Below are 13,986 nucleotides of genomic sequence, written 5' to 3' on the forward strand. Positions count from 1 at the left end.
GGTGTGCGTATCGAGCAGACCGACCTGGTCGACGTGGTGGTGCTGGTCCCAGCGCCCGTCCGGGACGACCGGGGCCTGTTCACCCGGACCTTCGATGCCGCGGAATTCGACTCCTATCTGGGGATTCCGGGGATCTCGGCCGGTTTCGTGCAGGACTCGCAGTCCCGGTCGCGCCGCGGGGTCGTGCGCGGCATGCACGGCCGGTCCGGGCGCGGGGAGGCCAAACTGGTCCGCTGCGCACACGGCGCGGTGCATGACGTGCTGGTCGACATCCGGCCGTCGTCGCCGACGTTCGGCCGGACGCAGGCGTTCCGGCTCGACGACGAGGAGTTCCGGCACCTGTACGTGCCACCGGGCTTTCTGCACGGATTCCAAGCACTCACCGACACCGCCGATGTGTGCTACCGCATCGATCGGCCGCACGATCCTGCCGAGGATCTCGGCGTCGCCTTCGACGATCCGGACTTGGCGATCGCCTGGCCGCTGCCGGTGACGGCGGTGTCGGATCGCGACGCGAACGCCGGACGATGGAGCCATCTGCGGGCTATCCTGTCACCGGCGCGGTGACCGCACGCAGTCGCGGGTCCAGAGCGCCGGACGCACGCAGCCGCTGCAGCCGCGCGAGCCGGGTGAATCGCTGGGAGAAGGCATCTCGGGTGAGGCCACGCTCGGTGTACTCGCGGTAGAGTTCGGCGGCGCCGTCAGGCACCGACCACTGCGCCTCGAAACCGAGCACTGCGCGGGCGGCGGAGAAGTCGACCCGGTAGGAGCGGGGGTCGGCGCCGGTCTCCCCGGTGATCAGCAGTCGCGACCCCGGCACGGTGGCCACCACCGACTCGGCGATCTCGGCCACGGTGAGGTTGTTTCGCTCCGTGCCGATGTTGAACGCCTGGCCGGCGACGGCCGACGCCGGTGCGGTGAGGCAGCGTTCGAAGGCCGCCGCGATGTCGCGGGCGTGGACCAGCGGCCGCCAGGGCGTGCCGTCGGAGAGCACCTTGACCGTACCGGTGAGCACGGCGTATCCGACGAGGTTGTTGAGCACGATGTCGGCGCGAGGACGAGGGGAGAATCCGAACGCGGTGGCATTGCGGAGGAAGACGGGAACGAAGTCGTCGTCGGCCAGCGCCGCGACATCGTCTTCGACGCGCACCTTCGACTCGGCGTAGGGGGTGATCGGCCGCAGCGGCGCCGACTCGGTCACCAGTTCGTCTCCCGCTGCACCGTACACCGAGCAGGTGGAGGCGTACAGGAACCGGGACACACCGGCTTCTTTCGCGAGCCGAGCCAGACGCACCGAGGCGCGATGGTTGATCTCGTGGGTGACTTCCGGCGCGAGCGCGCCCAGGGGATCATTGGACAGCGCGGCGAGATGGACGACCGCATCGATGCCGCGGAAGGCGTCGATCTCCACCGATCGCAGGTCGAGGCGCAGGCCCTCCGGGTCGCCGGCGAACTCACCGAGCAGGCAGTCGGCGAACCAGCCCGTGTCGAGCCCGACGACCTCGTGCCCGGCGGCTTGCAGTATCGGAACCATGACGGTGCCCAGGTATCCTTGATGCCCGGTGACCAGGACTCGCATCGTTGTCACTCCTTTTCCCATGAGATGACGGCCTTGTCCACCACGAAGGCTTCGGCGTACTCGGTGCGGCACTGCACGCCGCGGATCCGCGCGGACGCCAGGAACGCGGTTTCGTCGAACCAGTCGCGACCGGTCTGCGACGGGTAATGCCGGTGCAACAGTTGTGATTTCCGCTGGACCAGTTCCGCGTCGACCGGGTGGAATACGGTCGGCGCCGGTGTGTCGACCTCCGCCTTGAGGATCTCGTAGCCGAGGATCAGGTGGTCGCGGAACTCGGTCGGCACCAGCTTCGCGAGCGTGCGGTGATCCTGGTGCGCGTCGCCCGGTTGCGGGGCGAACACCAGGTCCGGTTCACCCGCACGGCGAAACTCCGCTACGGCCGTCTTGATCCGATCCCAGTGCGCCGGCGCGCGTCCGTCCGGGACGTCGAGCACCGTCAACTCCGGTGTCCGTCCCGCACAGAAGGCGGTGAGCGCTGCCCGTTCCTCTCGTTCGCGCTCGGTGCCTGCGCCGGACAGGACCAGCGCGCGCACCCGCATACCCGGATGGGCACGGGTCAGCGACAGCAGCGTGGCTCCCATGCCGATCGGGATGTCATCGCAGTGCGCGCCGAGCAGGGCGATCTCGGCGGGCCGTGGGGAAAGCAGAGCGATCACTGCTCCCACACCATCCATGGCCGGTGTCCGCTGCGGTAGGCCGCATCGAGTTCGGCGCGCTCCTTGAAAGTATCTGCCGGCTTCCAGAATCCGTCGTGGCGGTAGCCGAACAACCGGCCCTGGCCCGCGAGCGTCCCGCAGGCGTCTTCCACCAGATCGCCACCTGGTGGCAGCAGGTCGAATATCTCCCGGCCGAGCACGAAGTAGCCGCCGTTCTCCCACAGGGGCATACGCGCCACGGGAACGATGTCCTTGACCTCGCCGGTAGCACTGAGGTCCACGCAGTGGAACGACGATTGGGGTGGCACCACCAGCAGAGATGCCGCGGCCCCCGAAGCGTGGAACTGGGTGATCATCTCGTCCAGGGGAGCGTCGGTGAGGACGTCGGCGTAGTTGGCCAGGAAGTACTGGTCGTCACCGAGGTGCTCACGCACCCGGCGCAATCGCTCGCCGATGGCCGACTCCACGCCGGTATCGACAAAGGTGATCGTCCAGTCGTCGATATCGCTGCCGAGCAATTCGACCCGGCCGTTGCGGATCACGAAGTCGTTGGAGGCCGACTCGCGGTAGCCGAGGAAGAAATTCTTGATGTGCTCGGCGCCGTATCCGAGGCACAGGATGAATTCGGTGTGACCGTAGTGCGCGTAGTACCGCATCACGTGCCAGAGCAAGGGGCGGGGGCCGACGAGTTGCATCGGCTTGGGCACCATGTCATCGGTGCTGCCGCGCATGCGCATGCCGTAGCCACCGCAGAACAGGACGACTTTCATCGGCGCCGGTTTCCTTTCGACTCGGCTCCGGCCGGCACGGTCGGGGCCGGGGACGCCGGGTCGACCACGTGCAGCTCGGGCAAGGGATAAGCGAGCCGGCCGCCCCACTCGGCGACATGCCGCAGCTGTGCGGTGATCTCGTGCTCGAGATTCCAGGGCAGCACCACGACCACGTCCGGACGATCGGCGTCGAGCCGCGACGGCGGGTGGATCGGGATTCGCGTTCCTGGCGTGAATCTGCCGTGTTTGTAGGGATTGCGGTCGACGGTGTACTCGAGTAGGTCGGGCCGGATCCCGCAATAGTTGAGCAGTGTGTTGCCCTTGCCCGGCGCACCGTATCCGACGACGCGTTTGCGCCGGCGTCGGCAGTCGAGCAGGAACCCGAGCAGCTCATGCCGCACGGACTCGGTGCGCCGGCGCAGCGATGTGTAGCCGTCCGCCGAGTGCAGTCCCGCAGACCGCTCGAGGTCGAGCACGTCCCGCACCCGGTCGCTCACCGCCGCCACGGCGGCATCGGGCCGCACCCACAGCCGGATCGACCCGCCGTGCGTCGGCAGCTGATCGACATCGACCACGGTCAATCCCGCGACAGCGAGCGCACGTTGCGCCGAAAGCACGGTGTAGTACTGGAAATGCTCGTGGTAGATGGTGTCGAATTGGCCGAGTCCGACCAAGTTCAGCGCATGGTGCACCTCGATGGTCAGCATGCCGTCGTCCGCCAGCAGGATGCGTAGCGCACGGGTGAATCCGCGCAGATCCGGGATATGGGCATAGACGTTGTTGGCGACCACAAGATCCGCGGGGCCGTGTTCGGCACGGATCCGGCCAGCCGAATCCTCGTCGAGGAAGGTGGTTTCGGTGGGTACGCCCGACTCGCGAGCCGCTGTTCCGACGTTGACCGAGGGCTCGATGCCCAGGCATCGGATGTCGCGGTCTACGACGTGGCGGAGCAGGTATCCGTCATTGCTGGCGACCTCCACCACGAAGGAGTCCCTGCCCAGCCCCAGCCGGGCGGCCGCGGTGTCGACGAACTCGCCCGCGTGGCGGACCCAGCTGTCGGAGTAGGAGGAGAAGTAGGCGTATTCGGTGAAGGTCTCCTCCGGTGTGATCAGCGCCGGAATCTGCAGCAGCAGGCAGTCGGCGCACACCCGCAAATGCAAAGGGTAGGTCGGCTCGGGCAGGTCGAGCTGGTCGGCGGCGAGGAACGATTCGCACGGCGGCGTGGCGCCGAGATCCACAACGCTGGACAGTCTGCCGGAGTCACAGAGTCGACAGCGCACAGATCCGATCCTTTGCTCGAAACGTCCCGGCCCCGTCGGACCGCCTGTCGCGGCGCACGGAGCATGAGCTGCCCGGCGTATCACGAGATGCGCGCGACGAGAACGTCATTCGTGGTACGGGCCGCACTGTCGCGACCGTCAGCGTACCGACGGCAATATCGGATGGATTACACATCCGCGTTACAAACTGTGATATAGGGCACATTACATATTCACCTTCATGGTGTTATTCCAGATGGGTATCGAGATCGGTCGCCGGGGGGATTCGGATCAGTTAACATCCCGATCACGCTGCTTCGCGCATACATTTGATCGGCGAGAGACGTTGTGACACTTGCCGATCAAATGCCGATGAAGCGCTCGGTAGAGGCGGTCGGGACGCTGCCGGGAAAGACGATCTCCGGATCAGGTAGCAATTCCACCGTTGCCCCAGGAGGGGTGTTTTCTTGATGAAATCGAAGGCTGTCCCGGAATGGACTGGGACCGCCGAAATCCCACGATCCTTCGCGGTCCCGCCGGATACCGTCTCGACCCGCAAGGCCTGGCGATCGGAGTACGTACGCCATCTCGCCATCACCGATTTCGCCGCCGTATCCATCGCTGTGGGGAGTGCGCAGCTGATCCGTTTCAATGGGGGCGGCGCTCCGCCGCTGGCCTGGGAGGGGCCGTATCGGGTCGGTTACACGATGGTTTCCGGGGCGCTGGTCGTGGGCTGGTTCGCGATCCTCGGTAGTGCGGGCAGCCGTGCGCCGCAGCTGGTCGGCAGCGGTGTCGAGGAATTCCGGCGGCTGATGTCGGCGACGATGCACCTGTTCGGCGTACTGGCATTCACGTCACTGGCACTCGAAATCAAGTTCGCCCGAGGATATCTCGCGATCGCCTTTCCGGCGGGTGTGCTCGCGGTGGTCGGTGGACGACTGTGGTGGCGCCACCAGCTTGCCAGGGCACGCCGCCGGGGATGCCATCGTTCGGCCGTACTCGTGGTCGGTACGGCCGAAGCGGCCGCCGCGATGTCCGCGGCGTTCGCCACAGACCCGGGTGCCGGGTACAACGTGGTGGGTGCCTGCGTGCCTGGTGGGCAATCAGGCGATACGCCGCTGGCGTACGCCGGCGGCACGGTGGCGGTCGTCGGTGACGACAGCGCCGTGCTGCGAGCGGTCCTGCACACCCACGCCGACACTGTCGCCATCGGTCCCACCCGGCATCTCGGGCCGACCGAGCTGCGCAGGCTGGCGTGGGAACTCGACGCGCTGGGAGTCGAGTTCATGCTGGCGCCAGGGGCGATCGACATCGCCATATCCCGGCTCACCAATCGGCAGGTCGCGGGAATGCCGATGATGCACATCGCCGAACCGCAGTACGAGCGGGCTCGGTCGGTCAGCAAAACGGCCTTCGACATCGGCTTCGCGACGATGTGCCTGCTGTTGCTGCTGCCGGTGTTCCTCGCGATCGCGATCGCTGTGAAGACTACCAGCCGCGGCCCGGTTTTCTACCTGTCGGAACGCATCGGCCGATACGGCCTGCCCTTCCGCATGATCAAGTTTCGCAGTATGCACGAGCATGCCGACCGATATGCCGAAGCTTTGATCGCGCAGCAGGGTGGAAACCCGGTCTTCTTCAAGATGAAGATCGACCCCCGCGTCACGCCGGTCGGGCGATTCCTGCGCAAGTACAGTCTCGACGAGCTGCCGCAGTTCCTCAACGTGCTGCGTGGCGACATGAGCGTGGTCGGGCCGCGACCGCAGGTTCGGCGGGAAGTCGACACCTACGACCACATGACGCGCCGACGCCTGTTGGTGAAGCCAGGGCTGACCGGCTTGTGGCAGGTCAGTGGCCGGTCGGACCTTCCACTCGAAGACGCGGTGCGGCTCGATCTGTCCTACGTGGAGAACGTGTCCATGCGGATGGACCTGCGGCTGATCGCGCGCACGGTCGGTGTCGTGGCCCGGGGTGACGGAGCGTACTGAAGCCCCCTGATCATGGGGCAGGTGCTGACCGCCGGCGCTGGGCAGATCCCGGCGCGGCAGGCGGCAGCGGGGATCCCCATGAGCACACCGGTGTTGAACTTCAACAAGGTATGCCTGTCGAGGCAATCATCCTGGCCGACCAATTCGTCCGGTCCGGCGGTGCGAGGTGTCGTGGCCGGGGGTATGGAGTCGATGAGCCTTGCCGATGACCGGAGTCCGGTCCCGCCCATCGGCCGGCTCGTTGACAACCAGTTGCCAACGGCCGAGCTTCAGCAGCAGTTCGCTGAGTTCGGCCGGCATGGTGATCATGCAGTCGTGGCCGGTCGGCAACTCCCACACCTGCGCAGCGGAACCGTTGGGCTGTATCGCGGGAACGGCTCGCCGGGTGATGCCCGCTGGAGTAGCGCCGACGCAGTGGATGTGTGTGCGCGGGATCGCGTGCACGGCAGGGTTGTCCAAGTGGGCCGGTTGCTGTAGGCAACGTACCGGCTGATCCGAGAGCATCGTGCGCAGCCAGGCGATGTCCGCCGGGTCGGTGACCCCGAACAGGCCGAAAGGCGCTGGCTGCTCCGGCAGCGGGGGAATGCGCCAGCCGCTGCCCGAGCTTACGGCGAGGTCGATCAGGTGCTGGCTCATGGGTTGGACGTCGACCGCGGTCTCGCCGTCCTCGGGGACCATCGCGTCGAGATACACCAGGTGCGCGATGCGGTCGGGAATCTGGTTGGCGGCCGAGGAGATGACCAATCCCGCGTAGCTGTGCCCAACGAGGACCACATTCGTGAGGTCCTTGTCTTTGATCAGCTCGATGACGTCGGCGACGTGGGTGTCGAGCCCCACGTCGGAGCCGAGAAGATTCGCCTTGTCGCCGTAGCCGGTCAGCGATGGCGCGTGCACCTGATGCCCGGCCGATTCCAGCAGCGGTACCACTCGCTGCCAGCAGCTACCACTGTGCCAGGCGCCGTGGACCAGTAGAAAAATTGACATGATCGTCCTTTTCGACGTGCGGTAGCGCACCGACGCCGGTAGTTACTTTTCATACCTCGGTACACTTTGGGAACCACGATCAGTGTGGTGCGCTGGACATAGACCGGGCAATAAGGCACTTTTCGGTGCCTCGGTTCCCAGGAGGTAACCATGACCGCCACAGCGGGCAGGCCGCCGCAGAGCCACGACGATGCGTGCCGGACACGGGAAGTGCTGGACATCGTCGGGGACAAGTGGTCACTGCTGGTCGTGCGACACCTCAGTCATGGGCCACGCCGGTTCAGCGAACTCAAGCGCGATATCGACGGAATCAGCCAGCGCATGCTCACTGTCACCCTGCGCGCCCTGGAACGCGACGGCATCCTGACCCGGACGGTGCGCAATGTCATGCCACCCCACGTCAGCTACGAACTCACTCCGATGGGCACGAGTCTGCGCGCAGCGGCCCTACCCCTGCTGGAGTGGAGCATTACGCACCTGGCGCACATCGACGCCGCCCGCGCCGAATACGACACACGCGTCGACGCCACGTCCACCTAGTGCGGAACCGGCCCCGCGCGTCTTGCCGCCTGTGCTGACCGACAGTGTGTCCACGGCGCCGACGGCCGCACGTCCATCTTCGCCCGCGGCGCCTGCGCGGCGGTGACCGGGCCCAGCGGCACCGGGAAAACCAGCCCGCCTGGCCGACTTCTGCTACTGCTGCTCAACCCCGGTCTCGGCGCCCGCTCCTCGAGCGAACAGCCCGACAGGTGAACCCACTCGCCCTACGGGTCGTGCGCGGGCGATCGCGCCGGAAGATACAGCGACGCGAGGTGGGCGTGTCTGCTGGGGTGCGGGTCGGCGGGCTGCAAGCATGGGCGCCCATGTCCGGTGCGAAGAAGAAGCCGACCCGCCGCCGTGCCAGCCGATCCGGCGGGGACGTGACCTGGGGCTCACCGCGTGGCGAGGCGGCGTGGGTCGAGGCGATGCGCGCGCACATCTGGCATCGCCGATACCCGCCGTCGTCGGTGATGCAGGCGCTGGGCACACCCTGCGGTCACCCCGTGCCCGCGGCGGACATGCGGGTGTTCGCCGGGCTGGACATCATGATGCGAGTACGCGGCTGGAGTTTTCTCGGGGAATGCTCCGGCCCGGAAGTCCTCACCTGGATCTACGAACCCTCCGACGCCGGCGAAAGCCATCTCGACCGCGGCCTGGAACCGGTCACGACGATCGCGGCCACCCTCGACCGCTCGCTACCGACCGATACCGTGCGCGACTGCGAAGTCGAAGTCCTGCTCGTCGGCACCCCCTACAGCCAAGCCCGCCTCACCGGCCTGACCGGCCTCACACCACACCTCGCGCTCATCGAGGCCCACCGCCCCGGCGACCCCATCACCCTCCCGTTCCCCCTCGGCCGCGCCCGCGCCACCGACCGCGCCCACCAGCCTCATATCGGCGCCGATCGATGATGCGGCAAGGTTGTGACCAGCGATAAGATCATGAACAGGTGGGGGAACCGCAGAAGATTGGATCTCGGAAGGAGATGAGATCGATGGGCCCCTTCGGCCTCGATCTCGGCGTCGGCCTCCACATGTTCCTCAGATGGCTCGCCATCACGTTCGGAATCGGATACGGCCTCAGCTGACGGCGTGGCTCTTGATTCGCGTGGGCTCATCGGCGAGGTGGCAGCACCTTTGCCGGGGCGCTTCGCAGGGCGTGTCGTAGTTCTGTTCGGTCGTCGAAGGCGAGTGTCACGGCGCCGTATGTTTGTACGGGGTCGTGTCCGCGGCCGGCGACGACGAGGACGTCGCCGGGTTGTGCGAGGGCGACGGCCATGGGCGGTGTCGTGCGGTGCGGTTCAGGTTGTCCCACGCACTTCGACGCAGCATTCGCCGTCCCGTGGCGCGAGTACCGCGTGGACGCTGTCGGTGCCGAGCCCGGTGAGTATGCCGGAGCAGAAGGCATGGTTGAGACCGCACACCAGGTCGGGGGCGGTGGTTGCCAGCGGGTGGAAGGGGCAGTTGCGCAGTCGCACGCAAGTCGGGGCTTCGCGGCTGGGTTCGAAGCCGTGTTCGGCGAGCACGCCCTGCATCAGGGTCAGCGCGCGCTCGGCTCCCAGCCGGCCGGGCTTGACCCGTTCCCGCTCGGCGCCACCGAGTTCCTCGCCGCGTCGCCGCGCGACCCGCATCGCCGCCTCGCGCGCGGTTTCGTCCTCGCGCTCGCTCAGCACGGCGCCCATCAGGATCTCGGCCAGCACCTCGTAGCGGCGTTCGGGAATGCTCACCCGGACCTCGGTATCGGTGGGCTCGTAGACCTTCGGGGCGCGCCCGACGCGGCGAACGCCGCCGACTGCCTCGTACCGAGCGCGCAGCAGTCCGGCGTCGACCAGCTTGTCCAGATGGAACGCGGCCAGCTTGCGGGAGATCCCCACCTCGGCGGCGGCTTCGTCCCGGGTGACGGGCCGACGTGCTCGCCGGATGAACCAGTACATCCCGCGCCGCGAATCGTCCTCGAGAACCGCGACGGCGCCGATCGCCGCTTCGTTGGTCACCCGATCACAATAACGCTTATCGAAGTAGGTGAAAACACTCGCATCCCGCCATCACATGCTCTGGGTTGACCTCAGACTCAATTACGCCAATAATTTTTGTCGATACTCGACTCGATGTGGAGGGTGTGATGAGCGGCGAACCGCAACAGGGCAAGCAGCCGGTGAGCGCGGTGCTGACCGGGCCGTACGGGCACCCGTTCCACCCGATCCTGGTGACGGTCCCGATCGGCACGTGGGTCGCGAGCGTGGTGTTCGACCTCGCCTCCCACGTGGTGGCAGACCCGGCGTTCCTGGCCGAAGGCGCGCAGTGGCTGATCGCGATCGGTGTACTGGGCGCGCTGGCCGCCGCGGCGGTCGGCTTCCTGGATCTACTGGGGATCCCGACCGGCACCCCCGCGTTCCGCACCGGCCTGCTCCACATGAGCTTGAACCTGGCCGTCACCGTGGCCTTCGCCGCCGATTTTCTGTGGCGGCGATCCATCGACGACCTGCACCGTCCGGTACCGGCCGGGCCGGTGGCGCTGTCGGTGGCGAGTGTGGCCGCGCTGGCCGTCTCCGGTTACCTCGGCGGAAAACTGGCATACCACTACGGCGTCCGGGTGGCCGACGAAACCACCCAGGCCGCAGGATTCCGGCACTGAACGTCCTTCCATCCGTACTTACAAGGAGCACATGATGGGCATCGCGGCTTTGATCACCTGGCTGTTGACTGCCGCCGGCGGGTTCGTCCTGCTGGGCACGTGGATCGCCAAGGGCGGAACCCGGCAACCGGCTACCACCCACTTGCCACCGCCGGTGGTGTTCGGTCATTTCCTGCTCGCCGTCGCCGGGCTCGTCGTCTGGATCGCGTATCTGGTCGCCGACTCCGACGCGCTGGCCTGGACCGCGTTCGCACTGCTGGTGCCGGTCGCCCTCCTCGGATTCACCATGCTGGCCAGGTGGCTTCCGGTCTACCGCGACCGCACCACCACAGCGCAGGATCCCCCGGCCGAACGACACTTTCCAATCGCGGTCGTCGGCGGGCACGGTGTGTTCGCCGTTGTCACCGTTGTGCTGGTGCTGCTGACCGCTCTCGGCGTCGGTGGGAGCTAGCCCGTGTCACGCCCTGCTCTACGCGTCATCCACGAACCGGTCAACACCATCGACCTGGTCGCCGCCGAACGCGCGGCTGGTGAGTTCCTCACCGCGCTCGGTGTCGGACTCGACGACGAACACCTGCATGCCACCCCGGGGAGAATGGCCCGCGCCTACGCCGAACTGTTCACCCCACGCCCGTTCGACCTGACGACCTTCCCCAACGACGAGGGCTACGACGAACTCGTGCTGGCTCGCCGCATCCCGCTGCGATCGGTGTGCGAACACCACCTGCTGCCGTTCGTCGGCGTCGCCCACGTCGGCTACCTGCCGGGGGAGCGCATCCTCGGACTATCCAAACTCGCCCGCATCGTCGAGCACTTCTCCCGCCGCCCCCAAGTCCAGGAACGACTCACCAAACAGGTCGCCGACTGGCTCGCCGAACACCTGCAACCCCAAGGCGTCGGCGTCGTCATCGAAGCCGAACACACCTGCATGACCCTGCGCGGCGTGCAAGCCACCGGCACCACCACCGTCACCTCGACACTGCTCGGCACCCTGCGTGAAGACGCCCGCTCCCGCCAGGAATTCCTCTCCCTCACCGGAATCGCACCCTGATGCCCACCCCCACATGGCCGCGAGCGCCACCGAACCCGCCGTAGCTCCCGCGGTCGCGGGAGGAAACAGAATTTGCTCAGCAATGGGTCAGGAGGTGATGAACATGATGATGTCACCGATGCTGATGCAGATCGTGGACATGGCGCGCAACATGTGGAACATGATGTTCCCGACCATGCCCATGTAGTGACATCGACCCAGCGACTGGACAGAAAACCACGCAACCACGCGAAAAGCTCTGTCCAGTCCACCCTGCCGGACACCCGCCCGCGCTGCTGGCATCGCAGGCGGTGGGACTATCTCGCTAAAGGTGTTTCCGGCGGTTTCTCTCAGTAGGTTCGGGCGTCGGGCCAGCGGTCGGCGAAGGTGATCGCGAACGCGTTGACCGCGGGCTTCCAGCGCATCGTCCATCGTGCCCGACCGGCGCCGGTCGGGTCGAGCGAACGAGTCACCAGATACAGGCATTTCAGCGCTGCTTAGGTTCAAGGGGTCAATGCAACACCCGTCATGACGAGGGGTTTGTGTTGGGGCGTCCTGCGATTTCGGTTGAACCCGGGCGCGCGGACGATATGGGATCGGGCACTGCCGGCACACCTGGGGTTCGTGCGTTCGCTGCTGGAGGCCCAGGCCTGCCGGCTCGCGGACACCTCGCGAGAGACCGGGTGACCGTCCATCTTCCGATCCATTGACCGGGAATCGACCGGCCGGACAACCAGCGGCCCGCCCCCTTCTGCCCCTGAAACGATCGACGTCGTGAACACCGCCCACCATCCGGAGTCAGCTGTGAGCCATGGGAGTCGTAGGATGTCCACCGAAAGCAGAACCACCGTGCCAGGCCGGGCGGCGCTGCGCCTTTCAGCGGTACTGCTGATAGGCGGGAGTCTCCACTTCATCGCCCCGAGGTTCTTCGATGGCATCATTCCGCCTGTGCTGCCGGGCAATCCACGCGCGTACACTCGCGTGTCCGGAGCAGCTGCACTCGGTGTCGGCACCGGCCTGGCCATTCCGCGAACCCGCCGAATCTCCGCCTTCCTCGCGCGGATATTCTTCATCGCCGTCATGCCGGCCAAGATCCAGATGGCCGTCGACTGGCTACACAGCGACACCAAAACCCGGGCCGTCAAGATCGCTGGCATCATCCAGTTGTTCTGGCAGATCCCCCTCATCACCGAAGCGCGCAAAGCCCAGGGAACCGAGCCGATTTGCCCGCGTTGAGCACGGTGCGGGCCACTCGGCCGCACTCGGGCAACAGTTGAGTACAAGCGAGCGATAATGCCGCTTATCGAGCGGTCGCAGGCATTCCGCGCCGCATGAAAGTGTTCCTCCGGGTGGCGGAGCAGGGCGCATCCCCTAGTTTCGCCGGATGGGCCGCAGAGTTCGGCCCAGCGCTGGCTGCGGGTGTGGTGACCAGGTGCAGCGGTCGGATGCACACCCGAAACCATCACCACAGCAAGCGCATTCGCTGCCCGCGCTTCCCCGGCGGGTGTCGGAGAACGGACGAAATCGGACAGTGGAACGCTGGCCCGAGGGCTGATGGTGCGAGTTAATGGAAGGTGCGGGCCCGCAACCGAATCCGAGTAATCGCTCGGGGAGCATCATCAGCTAGGAGGGCTGCGTTATGCCTATTTCACCGAATCAGGGGTCGACCGGGGGCGGGACCACGGTCACCATCACCGGCACGAACCTCGCGGGCGCCACCGCGGTGCGCTTCGGTTCCAAGTCGGCCACCATCACCGCCAACACGGCCACGTCGGTCACCGTCATCTCTCCCTCCGGAGCGGGAACGGTCCCGGTGACCGTGACCACTCCAGGGGGGACCAGCAACCCGCTGTCGTTCTTCTATGTCGGGGCGCCGTTCAAGGCCGCATTGTCCCCGGTTTTCGGTGTCACCGCGGGCGGTGACACGGTGACCATCACCGGGACCGGCCTGTCCACGGCCACCGCGGTGGCGTTCGGCGCCAACTCCGCGACCCCGACGGTGGTCAACGACGGCACGTTGACGGTGACCGTGCCCGCGGGCGCGGCGGCCGGGCCGGTGGGTGTCAGCGTCACTACCGCCGGCGGCACCAACAACGGCCTGTCCTACACCTATGTCGACGCGCCCACCATCGGGACCCCGTCCCCGGCTTCGGGTCCGACCTCCGGCGGCACCGCGGTGACCATTCCGGGCACCGGCCTGACCACCACCCAGTCGGTCACCTTCGACGGTGTCGCGGCACCGTTCTCCGTCATCGCCGACACCTCGGTCACCGCGGTCACCCCGCCGGGAACCGCTGGTGCCGTCGATGTCGTGGTGACCACCAGCGGAGGCAGCGTCACCGGGACCGATGCCTTCACCTACGTCGCCGGACCGGGTATCTGACCTGGTCATCCGCGCGGCGCAGCGCGGTCATCGGATGACCGCGCCGCCCGGCCCCCGGGGCAGGCAAGCCACCATCTGCCTGCCTGGGGGCCGGATCCCCGTCGGCACCGCGAGTTGCCTTGCCCGAAGATCCTGCCACGGCTGGGCGGGGGCCGTGGTCCGC

The 13,986-nt window shown here is 66.9% G+C and carries 15 protein-coding genes and 2 pseudogenes; 10 read left to right on the forward strand and 7 right to left on the reverse strand.

Going from position 1 to position 13,986, the window contains the following annotated elements; translation table 11 throughout:
* The first annotated feature begins 3 nt into the window (after positions 1–3).
* On the forward strand, positions 4–567 hold the full coding sequence (locus NG1_RS23635) for a dTDP-4-dehydrorhamnose 3,5-epimerase family protein (RefSeq protein ID WP_062974217.1): 564 nt from the start codon (positions 4–6) through the stop codon (positions 565–567).
* On the opposite strand, the gene NG1_RS23640 is transcribed toward NG1_RS23635, so the two are convergent.
* From NG1_RS23640 to NG1_RS23655, 4 genes are read right to left on the reverse strand one after another with little or no spacing between them, the layout of a single operon-like run.
* Positions 545–1,579 carry an NAD-dependent epimerase/dehydratase family protein gene (locus tag NG1_RS23640; protein WP_062974280.1) on the reverse strand — a complete coding sequence of 345 codons (1,035 nt, stop codon included), beginning with the start codon at positions 1,577–1,579 and terminating at the stop codon, positions 545–547. The two genes, NG1_RS23635 and NG1_RS23640, sit on opposite strands and share 23 nt — an antisense overlap.
* 5 nt (positions 1,580–1,584) lie before the next feature.
* The gene (locus NG1_RS23645) at positions 1,585–2,235 is read right to left on the reverse strand and encodes a PIG-L deacetylase family protein (RefSeq protein ID WP_062974219.1); all 651 of its coding nucleotides are present in this window, start codon (positions 2,233–2,235) and stop codon (positions 1,585–1,587) included.
* A complete protein-coding gene (locus tag NG1_RS23650) occupies positions 2,232–3,005 on the reverse strand; it encodes a sugar phosphate nucleotidyltransferase (RefSeq protein WP_062974221.1) in 774 nt (257 codons plus the stop codon). The genes NG1_RS23645 and NG1_RS23650 overlap by 4 nt, the downstream gene beginning before the upstream one ends.
* On the reverse strand, positions 3,002–4,285 hold the full coding sequence (locus tag NG1_RS23655; protein WP_062974224.1) for a class I SAM-dependent methyltransferase: 1,284 nt from the start codon (positions 4,283–4,285) through the stop codon (positions 3,002–3,004). The genes NG1_RS23650 and NG1_RS23655 overlap by 4 nt, the downstream gene beginning before the upstream one ends.
* Before the next feature lie 449 nt (positions 4,286–4,734).
* On the opposite strand from NG1_RS23655, the gene NG1_RS23660 reads away from it, so the two are divergent.
* On the forward strand, positions 4,735–6,252 hold the full coding sequence (locus NG1_RS23660; protein ID WP_084499133.1) for a sugar transferase: 1,518 nt from the start codon (positions 4,735–4,737) through the stop codon (positions 6,250–6,252).
* 12 nt (positions 6,253–6,264) lie between these two features.
* Positions 6,265–6,420: pseudogene (locus NG1_RS35865) on the forward strand (thiolase family protein); the annotation flags it as partial.
* On the opposite strand, the gene NG1_RS23665 reads toward NG1_RS35865, so the two are convergent.
* Positions 6,379–7,236 (reverse strand): alpha/beta hydrolase, encoded by an 858-nt coding sequence (locus tag NG1_RS23665; RefSeq protein WP_084499134.1) that lies wholly within the window; start codon positions 7,234–7,236, stop codon positions 6,379–6,381. The pseudogene NG1_RS35865 and the gene NG1_RS23665 overlap by 42 nt on opposite strands.
* Before the next feature lie 150 nt (positions 7,237–7,386).
* Here NG1_RS23665 and NG1_RS23670 point away from each other — a divergent pair, with 150 nt between their 5' ends.
* Both NG1_RS23670 and NG1_RS23675 read left to right on the forward strand, forming a co-directional pair.
* Positions 7,387–7,776, forward strand: coding sequence for a winged helix-turn-helix transcriptional regulator (locus NG1_RS23670; RefSeq protein WP_062974226.1), 390 nt, complete (start codon positions 7,387–7,389; stop codon positions 7,774–7,776).
* Between the two features lie 278 nt (positions 7,777–8,054).
* A complete protein-coding gene (locus NG1_RS23675; RefSeq protein ID WP_157114188.1) occupies positions 8,055–8,687 on the forward strand; it encodes a hypothetical protein in 633 nt (210 codons plus the stop codon).
* A 389-nt stretch (positions 8,688–9,076) separates the two neighbouring features.
* Here NG1_RS23675 and NG1_RS23680 read toward each other — a convergent pair whose 3' ends face one another.
* Positions 9,077–9,769 (reverse strand): helix-turn-helix transcriptional regulator, encoded by a 693-nt coding sequence (locus NG1_RS23680; protein WP_062974230.1) that lies wholly within the window; start codon positions 9,767–9,769, stop codon positions 9,077–9,079.
* A gap of 128 nt (positions 9,770–9,897) precedes the next feature.
* Here NG1_RS23680 and NG1_RS23685 point away from each other — a divergent pair, with 128 nt between their 5' ends.
* From NG1_RS23685 to folE, 3 genes are read left to right on the forward strand one after another with little or no spacing between them, the layout of a single operon-like run.
* Positions 9,898–10,410, forward strand: coding sequence for a DUF2231 domain-containing protein (locus tag NG1_RS23685; RefSeq protein WP_062974284.1), 513 nt, complete (start codon positions 9,898–9,900; stop codon positions 10,408–10,410).
* A 34-nt stretch (positions 10,411–10,444) separates the two neighbouring features.
* Positions 10,445–10,861, forward strand: coding sequence for a hypothetical protein (locus NG1_RS23690; RefSeq protein ID WP_062974286.1), 417 nt, complete (start codon positions 10,445–10,447; stop codon positions 10,859–10,861).
* 3 nt (positions 10,862–10,864) lie between these two features.
* A complete protein-coding gene (gene folE, locus NG1_RS23695) occupies positions 10,865–11,461 on the forward strand; it encodes a GTP cyclohydrolase I FolE (RefSeq protein WP_062974231.1) in 597 nt (198 codons plus the stop codon).
* Between the two features lie 329 nt (positions 11,462–11,790).
* Here the strand turns inward: folE and NG1_RS36895 are convergent.
* A pseudogene (locus NG1_RS36895) lies at positions 11,791–11,937 on the reverse strand (IS256 family transposase); the annotation flags it as partial.
* Between the two features lie 328 nt (positions 11,938–12,265).
* Here NG1_RS36895 and NG1_RS23700 point away from each other — a divergent pair.
* Positions 12,266–12,676 carry a DoxX family protein gene (locus NG1_RS23700; protein WP_062974233.1) on the forward strand — a complete coding sequence of 137 codons (411 nt, stop codon included), beginning with the start codon at positions 12,266–12,268 and terminating at the stop codon, positions 12,674–12,676.
* Between the two features lie 403 nt (positions 12,677–13,079).
* Entirely contained in the window at positions 13,080–13,823 is a 744-nt protein-coding gene (locus tag NG1_RS23705) for an IPT/TIG domain-containing protein (RefSeq protein ID WP_062974235.1), read from the forward strand.
* The last annotated feature ends 163 nt before the right edge of the window (positions 13,824–13,986 follow it).

The sequence above is a fragment of the Nocardia gamkensis NBRC 108242 genome, from assembly GCF_001612985.1.
GTDB lineage: Bacteria > Actinomycetota > Actinomycetes > Mycobacteriales > Mycobacteriaceae > Nocardia > Nocardia gamkensis.

What these genes read in the sequence shown, in the direction of transcription:
- NG1_RS23640 (WP_062974280.1), bottom strand. Translation starts at nt 1,579, where the DNA reads ATGCGAGTCCTGGTCACCGGGCATCAAGGATACCTGGGCACCGTCATG.
- NG1_RS23650 (WP_062974221.1), bottom strand. Translation starts at nt 3,005, where the DNA reads ATGAAAGTCGTCCTGTTCTGCGGTGGCTACGGCATGCGCATGCGCGGC.
- NG1_RS23660 (WP_084499133.1), top strand. Translation starts at nt 4,735, where the DNA reads ATGAAATCGAAGGCTGTCCCGGAATGGACTGGGACCGCCGAAATCCCA.
- NG1_RS23665 (WP_084499134.1), bottom strand. Translation starts at nt 7,236, where the DNA reads ATGTCAATTTTTCTACTGGTCCACGGCGCCTGGCACAGTGGTAGCTGC.
- NG1_RS23670 (WP_062974226.1), top strand. Translation starts at nt 7,387, where the DNA reads ATGACCGCCACAGCGGGCAGGCCGCCGCAGAGCCACGACGATGCGTGC.
- NG1_RS23685 (WP_062974284.1), top strand. Translation starts at nt 9,898, where the DNA reads ATGAGCGGCGAACCGCAACAGGGCAAGCAGCCGGTGAGCGCGGTGCTG.
- NG1_RS23690 (WP_062974286.1), top strand. Translation starts at nt 10,445, where the DNA reads ATGGGCATCGCGGCTTTGATCACCTGGCTGTTGACTGCCGCCGGCGGG.
- NG1_RS23700 (WP_062974233.1), top strand. Translation starts at nt 12,266, where the DNA reads ATGTCCACCGAAAGCAGAACCACCGTGCCAGGCCGGGCGGCGCTGCGC.
- NG1_RS23705 (WP_062974235.1), top strand. Translation starts at nt 13,080, where the DNA reads ATGCCTATTTCACCGAATCAGGGGTCGACCGGGGGCGGGACCACGGTC.